The 17,970-nt window shown below is 71.4% G+C and carries 13 protein-coding genes and 1 riboswitch; of the genes, 6 read left to right on the plus strand and 7 right to left on the minus strand.

The window, feature by feature from the left end:
- Positions 1–169: 169 nt before the first annotated feature.
- Positions 170–607 (plus strand): SsgA family sporulation/cell division regulator, encoded by a 438-nt coding sequence (locus tag KBZ10_RS01845; RefSeq protein ID WP_210985652.1) that lies wholly within the window; start codon positions 170–172, stop codon positions 605–607.
- A gap of 39 nt (positions 608–646) precedes the next feature.
- Here KBZ10_RS01845 and KBZ10_RS01850 read toward each other — a convergent pair whose 3' ends face one another.
- On the minus strand, positions 647–1,975 hold the full coding sequence (locus KBZ10_RS01850) for a YibE/F family protein (protein WP_210985763.1): 1,329 nt from the start codon (positions 1,973–1,975) through the stop codon (positions 647–649).
- A 78-nt stretch (positions 1,976–2,053) separates the two neighbouring features.
- A riboswitch (TPP riboswitch) is annotated at positions 2,054–2,210 on the plus strand.
- On the opposite strand from KBZ10_RS01850, the gene thiC reads away from it, so the two are divergent.
- Positions 2,203–3,978, plus strand: a complete 1,776-nt coding sequence (gene thiC / locus KBZ10_RS01855) for a phosphomethylpyrimidine synthase ThiC (RefSeq protein WP_247701609.1) — start codon at positions 2,203–2,205, stop codon at positions 3,976–3,978. Its footprint overlaps the riboswitch before it by 8 nt.
- A 74-nt stretch (positions 3,979–4,052) precedes the next feature.
- Here the strand turns inward: thiC and KBZ10_RS01860 are convergent, their stop codons facing one another.
- From KBZ10_RS01860 to KBZ10_RS01870, 3 genes are all read right to left on the minus strand, one after another.
- The gene (locus KBZ10_RS01860; RefSeq protein ID WP_307847116.1) at positions 4,053–4,955 is read right to left on the minus strand and encodes a hypothetical protein; all 903 of its coding nucleotides are present in this window, start codon (positions 4,953–4,955) and stop codon (positions 4,053–4,055) included.
- A gap of 190 nt (positions 4,956–5,145) precedes the next feature.
- The gene (locus KBZ10_RS01865) at positions 5,146–6,198 is read right to left on the minus strand and encodes a metallophosphoesterase (RefSeq protein ID WP_210985765.1); all 1,053 of its coding nucleotides are present in this window, start codon (positions 6,196–6,198) and stop codon (positions 5,146–5,148) included.
- Between the two features lie 259 nt (positions 6,199–6,457).
- On the minus strand, positions 6,458–7,561 hold the full coding sequence (locus KBZ10_RS01870; protein ID WP_210985654.1) for a LacI family DNA-binding transcriptional regulator: 1,104 nt from the start codon (positions 7,559–7,561) through the stop codon (positions 6,458–6,460).
- 385 nt (positions 7,562–7,946) lie between these two features.
- On the opposite strand from KBZ10_RS01870, the gene hisC reads away from it, so the two are divergent.
- The 4 genes from hisC to cydD all read left to right on the plus strand — a co-directional run bounded on the left by hisC (position 7,947) and on the right by cydD (position 15,392).
- Entirely contained in the window at positions 7,947–9,017 is a 1,071-nt protein-coding gene (gene hisC / locus KBZ10_RS01875) for a histidinol-phosphate transaminase (protein WP_210985766.1), read from the plus strand.
- A 221-nt stretch (positions 9,018–9,238) separates the two neighbouring features.
- Entirely contained in the window at positions 9,239–10,756 is a 1,518-nt protein-coding gene (locus tag KBZ10_RS01880; protein ID WP_210985655.1) for a cytochrome ubiquinol oxidase subunit I, read from the plus strand.
- 16 nt (positions 10,757–10,772) lie between these two features.
- A complete protein-coding gene (gene cydB / locus KBZ10_RS01885) occupies positions 10,773–11,774 on the plus strand; it encodes a cytochrome d ubiquinol oxidase subunit II (RefSeq protein WP_210985656.1) in 1,002 nt (333 codons plus the stop codon).
- A gap of 21 nt (positions 11,775–11,795) precedes the next feature.
- Positions 11,796–15,392 (plus strand): thiol reductant ABC exporter subunit CydD, encoded by a 3,597-nt coding sequence (gene cydD / locus KBZ10_RS01890; RefSeq protein WP_210985657.1) that lies wholly within the window; start codon positions 11,796–11,798, stop codon positions 15,390–15,392.
- A gap of 31 nt (positions 15,393–15,423) precedes the next feature.
- Here the strand turns inward: cydD and KBZ10_RS01895 are convergent, their stop codons facing one another.
- The 3 genes from KBZ10_RS01895 to KBZ10_RS01905 all read right to left on the minus strand — a co-directional run bounded on the left by KBZ10_RS01895 (position 15,424) and on the right by KBZ10_RS01905 (position 17,965).
- Complete coding sequence (locus KBZ10_RS01895; RefSeq protein ID WP_210985658.1) at positions 15,424–16,335, minus strand: HAD hydrolase family protein; 912 nt, start codon at positions 16,333–16,335, stop codon at positions 15,424–15,426.
- A 169-nt stretch (positions 16,336–16,504) separates the two neighbouring features.
- Positions 16,505–17,407, minus strand: a complete 903-nt coding sequence (locus KBZ10_RS01900; protein WP_210985659.1) for an LLM class flavin-dependent oxidoreductase — start codon at positions 17,405–17,407, stop codon at positions 16,505–16,507.
- Between the two features lie 99 nt (positions 17,408–17,506).
- Complete coding sequence (locus KBZ10_RS01905; protein ID WP_210985660.1) at positions 17,507–17,965, minus strand: hypothetical protein; 459 nt, start codon at positions 17,963–17,965, stop codon at positions 17,507–17,509.
- Positions 17,966–17,970: the final 5 nt, after the last annotated feature.

The raw sequence follows: 17,970 nt of genomic DNA on the forward strand, positions 1-17,970 counted from the left end.
CCGAAACGGCTACGCTGCGCACTGGGCGGACTTCCCTGTGGCCCCGCCCGCACCTGAAGTACCCGAACCACCACTCCTAGCGGTCCCGCCAGAGCGTTGAGCACCATGACGTCAGGAGGGCCGCGGAGGCTCCAGGACAGGCCACCCGAGCGACACGGGGCAGTGGACCATGCGCGACACGATTCAGGCAGAGCTGATGATGAGCTTCCTCGTCTCCGAGGAGCTCTCCTTCCGCATTCCGGTGGAGCTGGAGTACGAGCCGGCCGACCCCTTCGCGGTCCGCTTCACCTTCCATCTGCCCGGCGACGCACCGGTGACCTGGGCATTCGCCCGCGATCTGCTGCTGGACGGGCTCAGCGCGCCTACTGGTGACGGGGACGTGCACATCGCTCCCGCCACCCCCGGTGTGCTGTCCGACGTCTTCATCCGGCTTCAGGTCGGCGAGGACCGTGCCACCTTCCGGGCGGGCGCGGCCCCGCTGGTCGCCTTCCTCGACCGGACCGACCGCATCGTCCCCATGGGGCAGGAGCAGTCCGCCGGAGACTTCGACGACCGGCTGGCGGAGACACTCGACCGCATCCTCTCCCAGGCCCGCAACGCGGGCTGAGCGGCCGGCTGCCACGGAAGGCGACCCGGGCCGGTCCGCTCACGGTTTGCGGCGGCGGCCGCGACCCCGCCCGCCTTCCGTACGCCGTGGCGGCCCCGCCTCCGTACCGCTTCCCGGCGCCGGGACGGCCGCCGCGGACCGGTCCGCCGAGACCACGAGCGCCGCGAGGCCGGTCGTGACCGGCACCGAGGCGATGAGCCCGATGCTGCCCACCAGCGTCCGGACGATCTCCTCGGCCACAACCTCGCTCAGTGCGACCGTGCTGACGCTGCTCTGTGCGATGGAGAACAGCAGGAGCAGCGGGAGGGCGGCACCCGCGTAGGCCAGCACCAGGGTGTTGACCACCGACGCGATGTGGTCGCGCCCGATCCGGATGCCCGCCCGGTACAGCCGCCGCGCCGACATCGTCGGATCCGCCTGCTTCAGCTCCCACACCGCCGAGGTCTGGGTGACCGTCACATCGTCGAGCACGCCCAGTGAACCGATGATGACACCGGCCAGCAGCAGGCCGCTCATCTCGATGTCCGGGTACAGACCGTGGATGAGCCCTGTCTCGTCCGAGGTGTTCCCGGTCAGCCTCGCCCAGTCGATGAAGACGGAGCCCAGAATGCCGATCAACAGCAGTGAGATGAGCGTGCCCAGGGCGGCCACGGACGTCCGGGCCGTCAGCCCGTGGCAGAGATAGAGCGCGGCCAGCATGATGGCGCTGCTGCCGATCACCGCGACGAGCAGGGGATTCTGCCCCTGGAGGATCGCGGGGAGGATGAAGAGCGTGAGCACCCCGAAGCTGACGACCAGCGAGACCAGCGCGAACAGGCCGCGCAGCCTGCCCACCGCCACCACGGCCAGTGCGAAGAGTGCGGCGAGCAGGGAGATGGGAACCTCACGGTCCACGTCCGTCACCGAGTACTGCAACTCCCGGGGCGCGTCCGGCGCGTAGGCGACGATCACGCCCTGGCCCTCGCTGAGCCGGCGGGTGGAGTCCGGCTGCACGATCTCGGTGAACTCGCGTCCCTCGTCGTCGCCGGTGGTGACCCGCACGGTTGCTTTCTCGCAGCTGTCACCGCGGTCCTCTCCCGGTGTGCCGGGTGTCTCCGGCCGCTCCTCGCCGGGCGGCTGTCCGCCTCCCGCGTTCACGTCGGAGCACTTCACCTTCTCGACCGCGACGACCTCGCCCTGTTCCATCTGCCGGTCCATGCCGACACCACTCGGCTCGTGCCCCGGCGCGCCACCGGGCCAGAGCATCAGCAGCCCGGCGGCGACGGCCGCGGCGAACGGGATCAGCACCGCAGCGATGATCTTGCGCAGTCTCCGGGACACGGGGGTCGCGGGGCCGTGGGCGTGGGTGTGCGCGTGGCTTTCGGTCATCGGGGTCACCGCCAGATCATCGCAAGAAGAGGGGCCCTCTGGTCATCGACGCCGGGACGGCGTTAGCGTGGGGACCGCCTTTGCACACGCGGGAGCTCGGAGCACCGGGCTGAGAGGGCGCTGACCTCCGTACACGGAGCGGCCGGGACCGGCCCTGCCGTTGCGGAAGCCGCTGCGCCGACCGCCGAACCTGTTACCGGGTAATGCCGGCGTAGGGAGTAGGTCTCATGACCTTTCAGGATGCGCACACGTCTGCCCAGGAACCGGGCGGGAACGGGAACCGGCCGATCGGATGGCACAAGGACCATCTGACCGGCTCGCGCCCGGACCTGCGGGTTCCGGTACGGCGGGTGCACCTCACCAACGGCCGCGACGTCACGCTGTACGACACGTCCGGCCCGTACACCGATCCCGCGGTCGACACCGATGTCCGGCGCGGCCTGGCACCGCTCCGGGAGGGCTGGATCACCGGCCGCGGCGATACCGAGGAATACGACGGGCGGCCGCCGCGCCCCGAGGACGACGGCCTCAGGGCCACCGGCCCCGGGGGCGGCCTGCGGAATCTCGACGCCGTCTTCCCCGGCGGGCCGCGGCGCCCCCGCCGCAGCCGGGACGGTTCCCCCGTCACCCAGCTCGCCTACGCACGACGGGGCGAGATCACCGCCGAGATGGAGTACGTCGCGCTCCGGGAGAACGTCTCCCCGGAGACCGTCCGCGAGGAGATCGCGGCGGGGCGTGCGGTGCTGCCGGCCAACGTCAACCATCCCGAGACCGAACCGATGATCATCGGCAAGCGGTTCCTGGTGAAGGTCAACGCCAACATCGGCAACTCGGCCGTCACCTCCTCCATCGAGGAGGAGGTCGAGAAGATGACCTGGGCCACCCGCTGGGGAGCCGACACCGTCATGGACCTGTCCACCGGACGCAATATCCACACCACGCGCGAGTGGGTGCTGCGCAACTCCCCCGTTCCCATCGGCACCGTGCCGCTCTATCAGGCCCTGGAGAAGGTCGATGGCCGCGCCGAGGAGCTGACCTGGGAGATCTACAAGGACACCGTCGTCGAACAGGCCGAGCAGGGTGTGGACTACATGACGGTCCACGCCGGGGTCCTGCTGCGCTACGTCCCGCTGACGGCCCGCCGGAAGACGGGCATCGTCTCGCGCGGCGGTTCCATCATGGCCGCCTGGTGCCTGGCCCACCACAAGGAGAGCTTCCTCTACGAGAACTTCGAGGAGCTCTGCGAGATCCTGGCCGCCTACGACGTGACGTTCTCGCTCGGTGACGGGCTGCGGCCCGGTTCCGTCGCGGACGCCAACGACGAGGCGCAGTTCGCCGAGTTGCGCACGCTGGGCGAGCTGAACACCGTCGCCAAGGCCCATGGGGTGCAGACGATGATCGAGGGCCCGGGCCATGTCCCGATGCACAAGATCAAGGAGAACATCGACCTCCAGCAGGAGATCTGCGAGGAGGCCCCGTTCTACACGCTGGGCCCGCTGACCACCGATGTGGCGCCCGGCTACGACCACATCACCTCGGGCATCGGCGCGGCCATGATCGCCTGGTGGGGGACGGCGATGCTCTGCTACGTCACACCCAAGGAACATCTGGGCCTGCCCGACCGCGACGATGTGAAGACCGGCGTCATCACGTACAAGATCGCGGCGCACGCGGCGGATCTGGCGAAGGGCCACCCCGGAGCCCAGGACTGGGACGACGCGCTGTCCGACGCACGCTTCGAGTTCCGCTGGGAGGACCAGTTCAACCTGGCTCTCGATCCGGACACGGCACGGGCCTTCCACGACGAGACCCTGCCGGCCGAACCGGCGAAGACGGCCCACTTCTGCTCGATGTGCGGACCGAAGTTCTGCTCAATGAAGATCTCGCAGGACATCCGCCGGCGGCACGGCGGGGAGATGGAGGAGATCGAGGCCGGTATGGCGGAGAAATCCCGGGAGTTCGCGGAGGCGGGCCACCGGGTGTATCTCCCGGTCGCCGACTGATCGAGCCGGTCCGCCATCCCCGGCCTTCCGTCCCCCGGCAGAGCGAGCGGTGGAACGGGTGGCCGGGGCGGCGGCTACTCCGGCTGGTGCTCCGGGCCGCCGTAGTCCGGGCTGGAGAAACCGGGGCTGTCGAAGCCGGCCCGGGTGGTGCTGCCGCCTCCCTGCCCGGTGTCCGTGGCCGGGCTGCTGAACCCCGGCCTGCTGTAGCCGAGGTGGGGCGTACGGCTCTCGGCGACCCCCGCTGTGTCCCCAACACCGCCGTACGGGCCTCCCATGACCTGTCCGGCCGCCCTCGGCTCCTCCAGGGCCGCCTGCAGGAACGGCACGATGCCGCGGTCGAGCAGGGCCCGCCGCCAGGCGTCCCGGGCCCGGGCCAGCTCGCTGGTCCCGTCGTCCTCGGCGGAGGCCCGCAGGGAGCCGGCGCCGTCGCGCAGCGCGGTGAGGAGCAGGCCGAACATGGCGATGACGATCCCCGCGGCGGTCAGGGCGAGGAAGATCCAGCCGGCGTTGATGATCGGGTCCGCCATGGGCTGCTCGGGGCTGACCAGATGGAGCAGATAGCCGATCAGCAGGAAGATCGCCGCAGCGGCACCGGACAGCACCGGCGCCAGCACCGCGAAGACCGCGAGGAGTCCGGCTCCGGAGCTTTCGGCGGCCTCGCCGACGGCGGTGGCGAAGCCGACCCCGTGTCCGCCGCTGCCGTCCTTCCCGCCGGCCGGAGCCTCGCCCGCGCCGTCCTGCTGTCGCGGGGCGCGGCGCGACGCGTCACGGAGTTCGACGTATTGCCGGTACTCCGCCGCGGCCCGGGCCGCGATCTCCGGGGCCGCCTCCAGGGCCTTCGTGCGCAGCTGCTCGGCGTTGAGCCGCCGGCCGACGGCGCTGAGCTCCGGGCGCCGGTTCGCATGGCGCAGAACCTGGTCGAGGACGCGCGCGAAGTCGGGGCGGTCCTCGGGAAGCAGATGCGGTGCGCTGTTCATGTGCATCCCCCGATGCTCCGTAGGCCCTGGCTCGCCGATTCTCACCGGGCGGGCGGGCGGAAACGGAGGAGAGAGCCTGCTGCGGATAAGCCGATGGTAGAGCGCCCATGGCGCGCGGTGACAGGGTGTTGCCGGAAATTGACCCCACCGTGGACCTGACTACCTGCCCCGGCCGCGAACCGCGTAATCCTCAGCCGGGTAGGGGAAGTTGGGCCACCAGCATCTTTCCGGCCATGGTGACACCGCCGTCCATGGCGACGGCCAGCCCGTCCGCGTACACGTGCGGTCCCTCGACGACGGGCGCACCGCCGTCCTCGCCGTCCTCGCTGCCCACCTGGCCGGTCAGATACGGGATCGGGCTGTGACCGTGGACGATGCGCCGTCCGCCGTAGGCCCCGAGCAACGCGCGGACGGCTTCGGCGCCACCCTGGTCACGGAACGCGAACCGCTTGGTGAACTTGCGGAACAGGTCCCAGCACTCCTCGGCGTCGGCGCGCTGAAGGGTTTCGGTCACGGCGTCGTTCACGGCCTCGATCGAATCGCCGTAGTCGAGGTAGGCCGTGGTGTCCGAGTGGACGAGCAGATGGCCGTCCTCCTCGGCCATCGCGTCAAGCCGTGCCATCCACTGCACGTGGTGGTCCTGCAGCCGGTCCATGTCGCTGCGCTGTCCGCCGTTGAGCAGCCAGGCGGCGTGGAAGGAGGCGGTGCCCGCACCGGAGGACACCGGGGTGTCGCCGAAGCGCTTGGCCCCGATGAGCAGCAACTCGTGATTGCCCATCAGGGCTTTGCAGTAGCCGCCGGCCGCCGCGGCCTCGGCGGAGAGCCGCATGACGAGGTCGATGACCCCGATGCCGTCCGGGCCGCGGTCGGTGAAGTCGCCGAGGAACCACAGGCGGGTGTTGCCCGCGGCCCAGCGGTCCTGGGAGTCGATCAGCCCTTGGGCGAGCAGGGCCGCGCGCAGTTCGTCGAGGTAGCCGTGGACGTCGCCGACGACGTACAGCGGTCCCGGGCCATTTCCGGAGGCGGTTCCGGCCTCGGGGGCGACCGCCGGGGCGAGAGGGACCGTCGGTACGTCCGGGGTGGGGGCGCGGCCGACCACCGGCAGATTGCGTTCGGTGGGGGTGTAGCCGTCGTCGGTCGCGTACGGCGGTACCGCAGTGTTCACGGGCACCACCGGCATGGCCATCATGCCCCGTACCGCGGGTCCCTGACCGGCCCCCTGGATCATCGACCCCTCCACCATCGCGCCGCCGTGCACCGGTCGGACCTGCCTCCCCTGCGGGCGGAGGCACTCGCCCCACTTCAGGATGGGGAGGCCCCTCGTGATCAAGGGGTCCGCGGTGTCGTGCGCCCATCATAGGAATGCTGCTCGCAGGTTGTGACGCACCAGGGAGCCGGCAATCACCGCGATGGCGGGGACCCCGGAGTTTTGTACCGGTTTGCCCGGCGGGCCGGGGCGGCCGCCCTTCCGGATGCGCCCTCCGGCCGCCGGACCGTCCGCGTCAGGCCGGTTCGGCGGGTGACCGGGGCGGGCTGACGGTCGTGCGCGAGGCCCGCGGCTGGGAGGAGGTGCGCACGATCAGTTCCGTCGGTATGACCTGCTCCACCCGCCGCCCTTCGTCCAGGCCCTCGATGGCGTCGATCAGCAGTTGGACGACCGCGGTGCCGATTCGGCGCGGTTTGAGGGAGAGGGTGGTGACGGGCGGCTCGGTGCTGGCGTAGACGGTGGACTCGCTGCAGCAGACCAGCAGCAGGTCGTCCGGTACCCGCAGGCCGTAGCGGCGGGCGGCGGCGAGGAGGTCCGTTCCGTTCGGGTCGAAGAGGCCGTAGACGGCGTCCGGCCGGTCGGGGCGGGCGAGCAGCCGGTCCGCGGCCACCGCTCCGGCGCGTGGGTCGTGAGCCGGGTATTTCTCGTAGACCGGGTCCTGTCCGGCCCGTTCGCACCAGGAGAGGTAGGCCGTGGTGGAGAGCCGGGTGTAGGTGTCCGTGGTGGTGCCGGTGAGCAGGCCGATCCGGCGGGCCCCGGCGTCGGCGAGATGGTCGAGCAGGCCGAGGACGGCGGCCTCGTGGTCGTTGTCGACCCAGGCGGTGACGGGTACGGAGCCGGCGGGCCGGCCGTCGGAGACGACGGGGATGCGCTGCCGGGCGAGTTCGGTGACGACCGGGTCGTGGTCGGAGGGGTCGATGACGACCGTGCCGTCGAGGGCGACGTTGGACCAGACGTCGTGGCGGGAGGTCGCGGGGAGGATGACGAGCGCGTAACCGCGGGCCAGCGCGGCGGAGGTGGCGGCGCGGGCCATCTCGGCGAAGTAGGCGAACTCGGTGAAGGTGAAGGGTTCGTCCCCGTAGGTGGTGACGGTCAGGCCGATCAGTCCGGACTTGCCGGTGCGGAGGGTGCGGGCGGCGGCGGACGGGCGGTATCCGAGCCGCTCGGCCACTTCACGGACATGGCGTCGGGTGGCGTCGGGGAGCCGGCCCTTGCCGTTGAGGGCGTCGGAGACAGTCGTGATCGAGACACCGGCGGCGGCGGCCACATCTCTGATGCCCGCCCGCCCCAGCCGACGGCCGGTCGACCGGCTCACCTGGTGCTTCTCTGCTGCTGTCATGGCCAGCCGATATTAGGGCGACTGGGGCCGAGCCAAAGGGGCCGGGGATGGGTCATCAAGAGGCACGTTTCTGCATGGCTGATTGCACGAATTACCTTGGGAAGACAGGCGTAGGACGAGTCTTCTGCTCTTCTTGGGAACCAAAGGGGGCGTTGTCCAGCGAACGTTGATTGTTTCGAAGAGGTCTCAGTCACCTGGACGAGTGATGCGCGCCAGGGCGCGAGCCACCGGCGTGCGCCGAGGCGTGGCGCGCTCCTCCACTGTGCCCGGCCCATTGCCCGGAGCCGCAATCCTCATAAGGTAAGCAGTATTGATGGCGGTGGCACGGTCGAGGAGGATGTCGATGCACACTGATCCGCGGGGGGACTCCCCCGAGACCCCGGTGATGCCCAGGCTGCGCGGTGTGCTGGAGAGCATTCCGACGTACAAGCCGGGCAAGCCGGCGGCGGCGGGGGACGGGCCGGTCACGTACAAGCTGTCCTCCAACGAGAACCCGTACCCGCCGCTGCCGGGAGTCATGGAGAGCGTCCTCGGGGCGGCGGGGAGCTTCAACCGGTACCCGGACATGGCCTGCAGCGGGCTGATGGCCGAGCTGGCCGAGCGCTTCGACGTGCCGGCCACCCATCTGGCGACCGGGACCGGCTCCGTGGGCGTCGCCCAGCAGCTGATCCAGGCCACGGCGGGACCCGGCGACGAGGTGATGTACGCCTGGCGCTCCTTCGAGGCGTATCCGATCATCACGCAGATCTCGGGAGCGGCCTCCGTGCAGGTGCCGCTGGCCGGTGATGAGACGCACGACCTGGATGCCATGGCGGACGCCGTGACCGGGCGGACCCGGCTCATCTTCGTCTGCAATCCGAACAACCCGACGGGCACGGTCGTCCGCCGCGCCGAGCTGGAACGCTTCCTGGACCGGGTGCCGTCGGACGTCCTGGTCGTCCTGGACGAGGCGTACCGCGAGTTCATCCGGGACGAGCAGGTACCGGACGGGATCGAGGTCTACCGGGACCGGCCGAACGTCTGTGTGCTGCGTACCTTCTCCAAGGCCTATGGGCTGGCGGGACTGCGGGTCGGTTTCGCCGTGGCGCACGAACCGGTCGCGGCGGCGCTGCGGAAGACCGCGGTGCCCTTCGGGGTGAGTCGGCTGGCGCAGGATGCGGCGGTGGCCTCGCTGCGCAGCGAGGAGGCGCTGCTGGAACGCGTGGAGGCGCTGGTGGGAGAGCGGGGGCGGGTCTCCGCGGGGCTGGCCGCCCAGGGGTGGACGGTTCCCGCCTCGGAGGCGAACTTCGTCTGGCTGCGGCTCGGGGAGCGGACGGCGGAGTTCGCGGCGGCGTGCGAGCGGGCGGGTGTGGTCGTCAGGCCGTTCCCCGGTGAGGGAGTCCGGATCACGATCGGTGAGACCGAGGCGAACGATCTTCTGCTGAACGCCGCGGAGGCTTTCCGCAAGGAGCTGTAGCGACGCCGCCCGGCGTGGTCAAGAGGTCGTCCGGGCATGAAAAACCGCAGGTCGGGGGTGTGCCGCAGGGCACACCCCCTGGTTGTGTGGTGGCGGAAACGGTGCGCCATACTGGTGCTTGTGAATGTGAACGCGTTCACAAGCACTCCTGTTTGTCCCGTACGGACGGAAGGCGACAGGACATCTACGCATCGACTACCGCGATGTGAAGGAGAGGGACCGTGGACATAGCCTTGGCGCCCGAGACGCTGGCGCGATGGCAGTTCGGCATCACCACCGTCTACCACTTTCTCTTCGTGCCGCTGACGATCTCCCTCGCCTCCCTGGTGGCGGGGCTTGAGACCGCCTGGGTGCGGACGGGCAAGGAGAAGTACCTCCGGGCGACCAAGTTCTGGGGCAGGCTTTTCCTGATCAATATCGCCATGGGCGTCGTCACCGGCATCGTGCAGGAGTTCCAGTTCGGGATGAACTGGTCCGACTACTCCCGCTTCGTCGGGGACATCTTCGGAGCGCCGCTGGCCTTCGAGGCACTGATCGCCTTCTTCTTCGAGTCGACCTTCATCGGCCTGTGGATCTTCGGCTGGGACAAGCTGCCCAAGAAGATCCACGCCGCCTGCATGTGGATGGTCGCGATCGGCACCGTGCTCTCCGCGTACTTCATCCTGGCCGCCAACTCCTGGATGCAGCACCCGGTCGGGTACCGGATCAACGAGGAGTCCGGGCGGGCCGAACTCACCGATTTCGTGGCCGTGCTCACCCAGGAGACGACGGTCGTGGTCGTCTTCCACACCCTCACCGCGGCCTTCCTGGCCGGCGGCGCCTTCATGGTGGGTATCGCGGCCGTCCACCTCCGCCGTGGCAGGCACCTCCCCGAGATGCGGACATCGCTCCGGCTCGGCCTGGTCACCCTGGTGGTCGGCGGTCTGCTGACCGCCGTCAGCGGCGACCAGCTCAGCAAGGTGATGTACGAGCAGCAGCCGATGAAGATGGCCTCGGCCGAGGCGCTGTGGGAGAGCGAGGCGCCGGCGCCCTTCTCCGTCTTCGCCTACGGCGATGTCGACGAGGGCCACAACAAGGTGGCCATCGAGATCCCCGGACTGCTCTCCTTCCTCGCCCACGGTGATCTGAAGACCGAGGTCCCGGGCATCAACGACGTGAACCAGGACCTGCGGGACACGTACGGACCCGGTGACTACCGGCCCAACATCCCGGTCGCCTACTGGGGATTCCGCTGGATGATCGGCTTCGGGATGGTCTCCTTCGCCCTCGGCGTGGTGGGGCTCTACCTCACCCGCAACAAGCTGTGGCTGGCTCCCCGGCTCCGTACCGCCGAGGACGAGCCGCCGCGCCTGGCGCTCACCCGGAACACGGAACTCGGCGCCGCGCTCACCACCTGGTACTGGAAGCTGGCCGTGCTCACCATCGGCTTCCCGCTGCTCGCCAGTTCCTGGGGCTGGATCTTCACCGAGATGGCCCGGCAGCCGTGGGTGGTCTACGGCGTGCTGCGCACCGAGGACGCCGTCTCCCCAGGGGTGACCCAGGGTGAGGTGCTGCTGTCGATGAGCGTCTTCACGCTGCTCTACGCGATTCTCGCGGTGATCGAGGTGAAGCTCCTCGTCAAGTACGTCAAGGCCGGACCGCCGGAGCTCACGGAGGCCGACCTCAACCCGCCCACCAAGATCGGCGGTCCCGGCGGGGACGACGCCGACGCCGACCGGCCCATGGCCTTCTCGTACTGAGAGTGAGGAGCTGGACATGGAACTGTACGACGTCTGGTTCGTTCTGATCGCCGTCCTCTGGACCGGCTACTTCTTCCTGGAGGGCTTCGACTTCGGAGTCGGCGTGCTCACCAAGGTGCTGGCGCGCGACCGGCAGGAGCGCCGGGTACTGATCAACACCATCGGGCCGGTCTGGGACGGCAATGAGGTCTGGCTGCTCACCGCGGGGGGAGCGACCTTCGCCGCCTTCCCCGAGTGGTACGCCACCCTCTTCTCCGGCTTCTACCTGCCGCTGCTGCTCATCCTGCTCGCCTTGATCGTGCGCGGTGTCGCCTTCGAGTACCGGCACAAGCGGGATGAGGACCGCTGGCAGACCAACTGGGAGCACGCGATCTTCTGGACCTCGCTGCTGCCGGCGTTCCTCTGGGGCGTGGCCTTCGGCAACATCGTGCGCGGCGTCGCGATCGACCAGCAGAAGGAGTACGTCGGAGGTTTCTTCGACCTGCTCAACCCGTACGCGCTGCTGGGCGGGCTGGTGACGCTCACCCTCTTTACGTTCCACGGTGCCGTCTTCGTCGCCCTCAAGACGGTGGGGGACATCCGGCTCCGGGCCCGGAAGCTGGCGACGGCGGTGGGTCTGGCGACGGCGGTACTCGCGGTGCTCTGGCTGGGCTGGACCCAGTGGGAGAAGGGTGACGCCCTGAGCCTGGTGGCGATGCTGGCTGCGGCCGGTGCGCTCCTCGGAGCCATCGCCATGAACCAGCGGGGCCGGGAGGGCTGGGCCTTCGCGCTCTCCGGGGTCACCATCGTGGCCGCCGTGGCGATGCTCTTCCTGACGCTCTTCCCGAACGTCATGCCGTCCACGCTGAACGAGGAGTGGAGCCTGACGGTCAGCAACGCCTCCTCCACTCCGTACACGCTGAAGATCATGACCTGGTGCGCCGCCATCGCGACCCCGCTGGTGCTGCTCTACCAGAGCTGGACCTACTGGGTCTTCCGCAAGCGCATCGGCACCCAGCACCTCGCCGACGCGCACTGAGAAACCGAGGGACTGTTTCACGTGAAACCCGTCGACCCCCGCCTGCTCCGTTACGCCCGCGCCACCAGGATCTTCCTGCTGGCCGCCGTGACCCTCGGGCTGGCGGGGGCCGGCCTGGTGGTGGCCCAGGCGGTGCTGCTCGCCGAGCTGATCGTCGGTGCCTTCCGGGAAGGGCTGGACGCCGACGGACTGACCACACCGCTGCTCCTGCTCGTGGCCGTCTCCGCCGGCCGGGCCCTGGTTTCCTGGCTGACGGAACTGGCCGCGCACCGGGCCGGCGCCTCGGTCAAGTCCGAGCTGCGCACTCGCCTGCTGGAACACGCCACCCGGCTCGGCCCCGGCTGGCTGAGCTCGCAGCGCACCGGTGAGCTGACGGCACTGGCCACCCGGGGTATCGACGCCCTGGACGCCTACTTCGCCCGCTACCTGCCGCAACTGGGGCTGGCGGTCGTGGTGCCGGCGGCTGTCCTGGCCCGGATCGTCACCGCGGACTGGGTCTCCGCGGCGATCATCGTGGTGACCCTGCCGCTGATCCCTCTGTTCATGGTGCTCATCGGCTGGGCCACCCAGGCGCGGATGGACCGGCAGTGGCAGCTCCTCAGCCGGCTGTCGGGCCACTTCCTCGACGTGGTCGCGGGCCTGCCGACCCTGAAGGTCTTCGGCCGCGCCAAGGCGCAGGCCGAGTCGATCCGGGCGATCACCGCCGACTACCGGCGGGCCACCCTGCGCACCCTGCGGATCGCCTTTCTCTCCTCCTTCGCCCTGGAGCTGCTCTCCACCCTGTCGGTGGCGCTGGTGGCCGTCGGCATCGGTATGCGGCTCGTCCACGGGGACCTGGACCTCTTCACCGGACTGGTGGTGCTGATCCTCGCGCCCGAGGCCTATCTGCCGATCCGGCAGGTGGGAGCGCAGTACCACGCTGCCGCCGAGGGGCTGGCCGCCGCCGACCAGGTGTTCGCCGTACTGGAAACCCCGCCGGCGTCCGCCGGCGGCACGGCTCCGGCCCCCGACGCCCGGGCCGCCGGTCTGCGGCTGGAGGATCTCGCCGTCCGGCACCCGGGGCGTACGCAACCCTCACTGCCGCGCACCTCCCTGACCGTCCGGCCGGGTGAGACGGTCGCGCTGACCGGTCCCAGTGGGGCGGGAAAGACCACCCTTCTCCACGCCGTCCTGGGCTTCGCCGAGGCCTCGGACGGGCGGCTGCTGCTCGGGGACACGGACCTCTCCACCGTGGACCTCGACGGCTGGCGCCGGCAGATCGCCTGGCTCCCCCAGCAGCCCTTCCTCTTCGCCGGTACGGTCGCCGAGAACGTACGGCTGGCCCGGCCGGACGCCGACGACACGGCCGTCCGGGAAGCGCTGCGCGCCGCGGGAGCGCTGGACTTCGTCGCCGGCCTGCCCGAAGGACCCGAAACCGCTCTCGGTGAGGGCGGCACCGGGCTCTCGGCCGGCCAGCGGCAGCGGATCGCGATTGCCCGGGCCTTCCTCGCCGACCGCCCCGTGCTGCTGCTGGACGAGCCGACGGCGAACCTGGACGGTGAGAGCGAGTCGGCGGTCGTGGCGGCGGTCGCCCGGCTGACGGCGGGCCGCACGGTGCTGATGGCGGTGCACCGGCCGGCCCTGCTGGCGGTCGCCGACCGGGTGGTGGAGCTCTCCCGGCCGACCGGGGCGACGGCACCCGCCGGCGCCCCGGTGCCTCCCGTCCGGACCTCCGTTCCGGCCGTGCCGGCGGGTGGGGGCGAGGCGCCGGGCTCGTCGCCGGAGACACCGGACGGGCCGGTGGGCTCCGTCCGCACGGCCGGCCGGGCCGCCGGAATCCCGCGGCGACGGGACACGGACCCGCTGCGCTGGGTACGGAGCCGGGCACGGGCCCGGCGGGGCCGGTTCCTGCTGGCGCTGGTACTCGGAAGCCTCGCGCTCGGCAGTGCGGTGGGACTCATGGCCGTATCCGGCTGGCTGATCTCGCGGGCCTCCGAGCAGCCGCCCATCCTCCACCTCATGGTGGCGGTCACGGCCACCCGGGCCTTCGGCATCGGCCGGGCCGTGTTCCGCTACGCCGAGCGGCTCGTCGCCCATGACGCCGTCTTCCGGATGCTCGCCGATCTGCGCGTCGCCGTCTTCCGGCGGCTTGAACGGCTGGCACCGGCCGGCCTCCGCACCACGCGCCGCGGCGATCTCCTCTCGCGGCTCGTCGCCGATGTCGACTCCCTCCAGGACTACTTCCTGCGCCGTCTGCTGCCCGTGGGGGTGGCTCTGCTCGTCTCCGCGGGGTCCGTCGGCTTCACCGCCTGGCTGCTGCCGGAAGCGGGAGCCGTGCTGGCCCTGGGGCTGCTCGCCGCCGGCGCCGGGGTGCCGCTGCTCTCCGGGGCCGTGTCGCGCCGGGCCGAACGGCAACTTGCCCCGGCGCGCGGAGTGCTGGCCACCCGGGTCGTGGACCTGCTGTCGGGCACCGCCGAGCTGACGGTGGCCGGTGCGCTCCGGGCCCGTACGGAGGACGCCCGCCGCGCGGACGCGGAGCTCACCGGGCTGGCCGGGCGCTCCGCGGCGGCCGCCGGTGCCGGTGCCGGGCTCTCCGCCCTGGTGTCCGGGCTCACCGTGGCCGGTACGGCCTGGGCCGGAGTGCAGGCGGTGCACGACGGGAGGCTCGCGGGGGTCGCGCTGGCGGTGGTCGTCCTGCTTCCGCTCGCGGCCTTCGAGGCGGTCACCGACCTCCCCCTCGCGGTGCTCCATCAGCAGCGGGCCCGGCGCGCCGCCGGGCGGATCCGGGAGGTGCTGGCCGCACCCGAGCCGGTGCGCGAACCGTCCGAGCCCGCCGCCCCGCCCGCCACACCGTTCCCCCTGGTGGTACGGAACCTGACGGCCCGCTACGCGGGGCAGCGGCTGCCCGCCCTGGACGGGCTGGACCTCGACCTGACAGCGGGGCGCCGGATCGCCGTGGTGGGCTCGTCCGGTTCCGGCAAGACGACCCTCGCGCAGGTGCTGCTGCGCTTCCTGGACCCCGAGTCCGGCCGCTACACCCTGGCCGGTGCCGATGCCACCGCGCTCGACGGTGACGCGGTGCGGCGGCTGGTCGGGCTCTGCGCACAGGACGCGCACCTCTTCGACAGCTCACTCCGTGAGAACCTGCGGCTCGCCCGGCCGTCCGCCGAGGAACCCGAACTGCTGGCCGCCCTGGCACGTGCCCGGCTGCTGCAGTGGGTGGAAGGGCTGCCGGAAGGTCTGGACACGCTCGTCGGCGAGCACGGCGCCAGGATGTCCGGAGGCCAGCGCCGCCGGCTCGCCCTGGCCCGGGCCCTGCTCGCGGACTTCCCGGTGCTGGTGCTCGACGAGCCCGCCGAGCATCTGGACCTGGCGACGGCGGACGCCCTCACGGCCGACCTGCTCGCGGCGACCGAGGGCCGGACAACCGTACTGATCACCCACCGGCTGGCGGGCCTGGAGGCCGTCGACGAGGTGGTCGTGCTGGACCGCGGGCGTGCCGTCCAGCGCGGAACGTATGCGGAGCTGTCGGCCGCCGAGGGGCCGTTCCGGCGGATGCGGGAGCGGGAGCAGGCGGCGGACACGGCCGGTGCCCGGCGGTTCCGGGAGCTGCCGGAGGCCGCCCTGGCCCCGGGCTGAGGCCGTCGCGGCGCGCCGCCGGGACGGACGGCTACGCCTGCTCCTCCAGGATGCGCTCGATGACGATCGCGACACCGTCCTCCCCGTTGGCGGCCGTGCGGGCCGATGTGGCCGCCAGCACGGAGGGATGGGCGTTGGCCATCGCGTAGGAGCTGCCCGCCCAGCTCAGCATCTCCAAGTCGTTGGGCATGTCGCCGAACGCCACCACCTCACCGGGGGAGATACCGCGCTCCGCGCAGCACTGCGCGAGCGTGGAGGCCTTGCTGACCCCCAGCCCGCTGATCTCCAGCAGCGCGGTGGGACTGGAACGGGTGAAGGAGGCGTGCGCTCCCGCCGTCTCCCGGGCCAGGGCGAGGTAGTCGTCCGGGGGCATCCCCGGGTGGTGGGCCAGCAGCTTGAGCACCGGCGTCTCCGCGTGCCACGCGTCCGCGGCGAGGAGGCGTTCGGCGGCGTCCACCGTGGCCCCGGGATCGAGGTGGAACGGCGGGTAGTCCGGCTCGTAGTGGAGCCCGGTGGTCAGTTCGACGGCGAACGAGGTGTCCGGCGCGGCGGCGCGCAGCGCGCCGACCACGTCCATCGCGGCGAGGCGGTGCAGGGGGCGTACCTCCACGACGAGCCCGCCCCGGTGCAGGTCGACGACGGCCGCGCCGTTGGCGCAGATCGCCAGGCCGTGGCCGTGCACATGGTCGCTGACGACATCCATCCAGCGCGCCGGCCTGCCGGTCACGAAGAAGACCTCGATGCCTGCCTTCTCGGCGGCGGCCAGTGCGGAGACCGTCCGGTCGGAGACCGTCTTGTCGTCCCGGAGCAGGGTGCCGTCGAGGTCGGTGGCGATCAGCCGTACGGGCCCGGTCGTGGCGGCCGGGGCGCCGGCTCCGGTGGGGGCCGGGTGGTGCGGCTCGGGCCGCTCGGTAGCTGAGGTCACCCCTCCATCTTCGCGCATATGCGCGCACAAGCGTGCGATGGTGCGCACAAGGGAGCGTCACGGGGGACACGGAGCACGCCGCCGTGCGACGCCCGTGGTCACTTGCGCACCCGCTGTACGGGCCGTACCACGGGTCCCCGTTCCCATCGGGCATCGTGCGGAGGGCGCGGCACGGTGACCGCCCGTGTCAGCCCAGCTGCTGGGCGGCCTCGGTGGCGATCGTCTCGAAGACGGCCTGGTCGGCGGCGAAATCCGAACCGGGGATCGGCCAGTGCACCACGATCTCCGTGAAGCCCAGCTCCTGGTGCCGCCCGGCGAAGTCCACGAAGGCGCCCAGGGACTCCAGGGGACGGGCCCGGTCCGGGGTGAAGCCGGTCAGCAGGATCCGGTCCAGGTCCGCCACGTCCCGGCCGAGCTCCGCGCAGGCCCCGGCGAGTCTCCGGAGCTGGCCGCGCAACGCCTCGTCCGACTGCTCGGGGGTGCCCGTCTCGCAGATCTTCGGGTCGCCCGTCGTCACCCACGCCTGTCCGTACCGCGCGGCCAGCCTCATCCCCCGCGGACCGGTCGCGGCGACGGCGAAGGGCAGCCGGGGCCGCTGGACACAGCCGGGAAGGTTCACGGCCTCCCCCGCGGTGTAGAAGGCGCCCCGCTGCGATACCGAGTCCTCGGTCAGCAGCCGGTCCAGCAGGGGCACGAACTCGCCGAACCGGTCCGCCCGCTCCCGCGGACTCCACGGCTGCTGCCCGAGCGCGGTGGCGTCGAAGCCGCTGCCCCCCGCCCCGATGCCCAGGGTGAACCGTCCGCCCGAGATGTCGTCGAGCGTGATCAACTCCTTGGCCAGCGTCACGGGATGCCGGAAATTCGGTGAGGTCACGAGGGTGCCCAGGCGCAGCCGGCGGGTCGCCGCGGCCGCGGCCGTGAGGGTGGGCACGGCGCCGAACCAGGGGCCGTTGCGAAAGGACCGCCAGGACAGGTGGTCGTAGGTGTACGCGGTGTGGAACCCCAGCTCCTCGGCGCGCTGCCATGTGACACGGCCTCCCTCGTCCCAGCGGTTGACGGGGAGGATCACGGTGCTCAGGCGCGGGCTCATGATCCGAGCCTACGTCCGCCCCGCGCGGCCCCCCGGTGGGGGGCCGGGAGCGGCCCGCCGGCCCCATTGCCCGCTGTGGGGCCCGCGGTGCTGCCCGGCTCAGCGCACCGACCGGCGCAGCCAGGGGGACAGCAGCGGCCCGGAGAGCACGAGTTCCCTGTAGCAGGGTCCGCCCGGCAGCGGGACGACGAGCCAGTAGCCCGGTGGGAGGAGGCGGCCCCGCACATGGGCCGTTCCCCCGTACACGGCGCGGAGGAAGTCCGGCACCACAGCGCGCGGGAGGTCGTGGAACTCGACGCCGTCGACGGTGATCTTGGCGTCGCCCTCGGAGTACAGCTCGACCTCCACTCCGGGTGAGCCGGTCAGTTCGACATGGGCCTCGTGCGGCAGGGAGCCGTCCTCGTCGGTGACGGCGAAGGCCCCGGCGGCGGTCCGCCGCGCCGAGCGGTCGGCCCCGATGTCGTCGGTCACCCGTACCGTCAGCTCGAACTCGCGCGCGATCTGCCGGAGGGCGGTGACGGCGGCCTCGGTGCTGGGCAGGTGCGGGGGCGGCTCCATGGTGG

Origin of the sequence: Streptomyces sp. F63, from assembly GCF_018070345.1 — a bacterium.
In the GTDB taxonomy this organism is placed as follows: domain Bacteria; phylum Actinomycetota; class Actinomycetes; order Streptomycetales; family Streptomycetaceae; genus Streptomyces.

What these genes read in the sequence shown, in the direction of transcription:
- KBZ10_RS01845 (WP_210985652.1), top strand. Translation starts at nt 170, where the DNA reads ATGCGCGACACGATTCAGGCAGAGCTGATGATGAGCTTCCTCGTCTCC.
- KBZ10_RS01850 (WP_210985763.1), bottom strand. Translation starts at nt 1,975, where the DNA reads ATGACCGAAAGCCACGCGCACACCCACGCCCACGGCCCCGCGACCCCC.
- thiC (WP_247701609.1), top strand. Translation starts at nt 2,203, where the DNA reads ATGACCTTTCAGGATGCGCACACGTCTGCCCAGGAACCGGGCGGGAAC.
- KBZ10_RS01860 (WP_307847116.1), bottom strand. Translation starts at nt 4,955, where the DNA reads ATGAACAGCGCACCGCATCTGCTTCCCGAGGACCGCCCCGACTTCGCG.
- KBZ10_RS01865 (WP_210985765.1), bottom strand. Translation starts at nt 6,198, where the DNA reads ATGGTGGAGGGGTCGATGATCCAGGGGGCCGGTCAGGGACCCGCGGTA.
- KBZ10_RS01870 (WP_210985654.1), bottom strand. Translation starts at nt 7,561, where the DNA reads ATGACAGCAGCAGAGAAGCACCAGGTGAGCCGGTCGACCGGCCGTCGG.
- hisC (WP_210985766.1), top strand. Translation starts at nt 7,947, where the DNA reads ATGCCCAGGCTGCGCGGTGTGCTGGAGAGCATTCCGACGTACAAGCCG.
- cydB (WP_210985656.1), top strand. Translation starts at nt 10,773, where the DNA reads ATGGAACTGTACGACGTCTGGTTCGTTCTGATCGCCGTCCTCTGGACC.
- KBZ10_RS01895 (WP_210985658.1), bottom strand. Translation starts at nt 16,335, where the DNA reads ATGCGCGAAGATGGAGGGGTGACCTCAGCTACCGAGCGGCCCGAGCCG.
- KBZ10_RS01900 (WP_210985659.1), bottom strand. Translation starts at nt 17,407, where the DNA reads ATGAGCCCGCGCCTGAGCACCGTGATCCTCCCCGTCAACCGCTGGGAC.
- KBZ10_RS01905 (WP_210985660.1), bottom strand. Translation starts at nt 17,965, where the DNA reads ATGGAGCCGCCCCCGCACCTGCCCAGCACCGAGGCCGCCGTCACCGCC.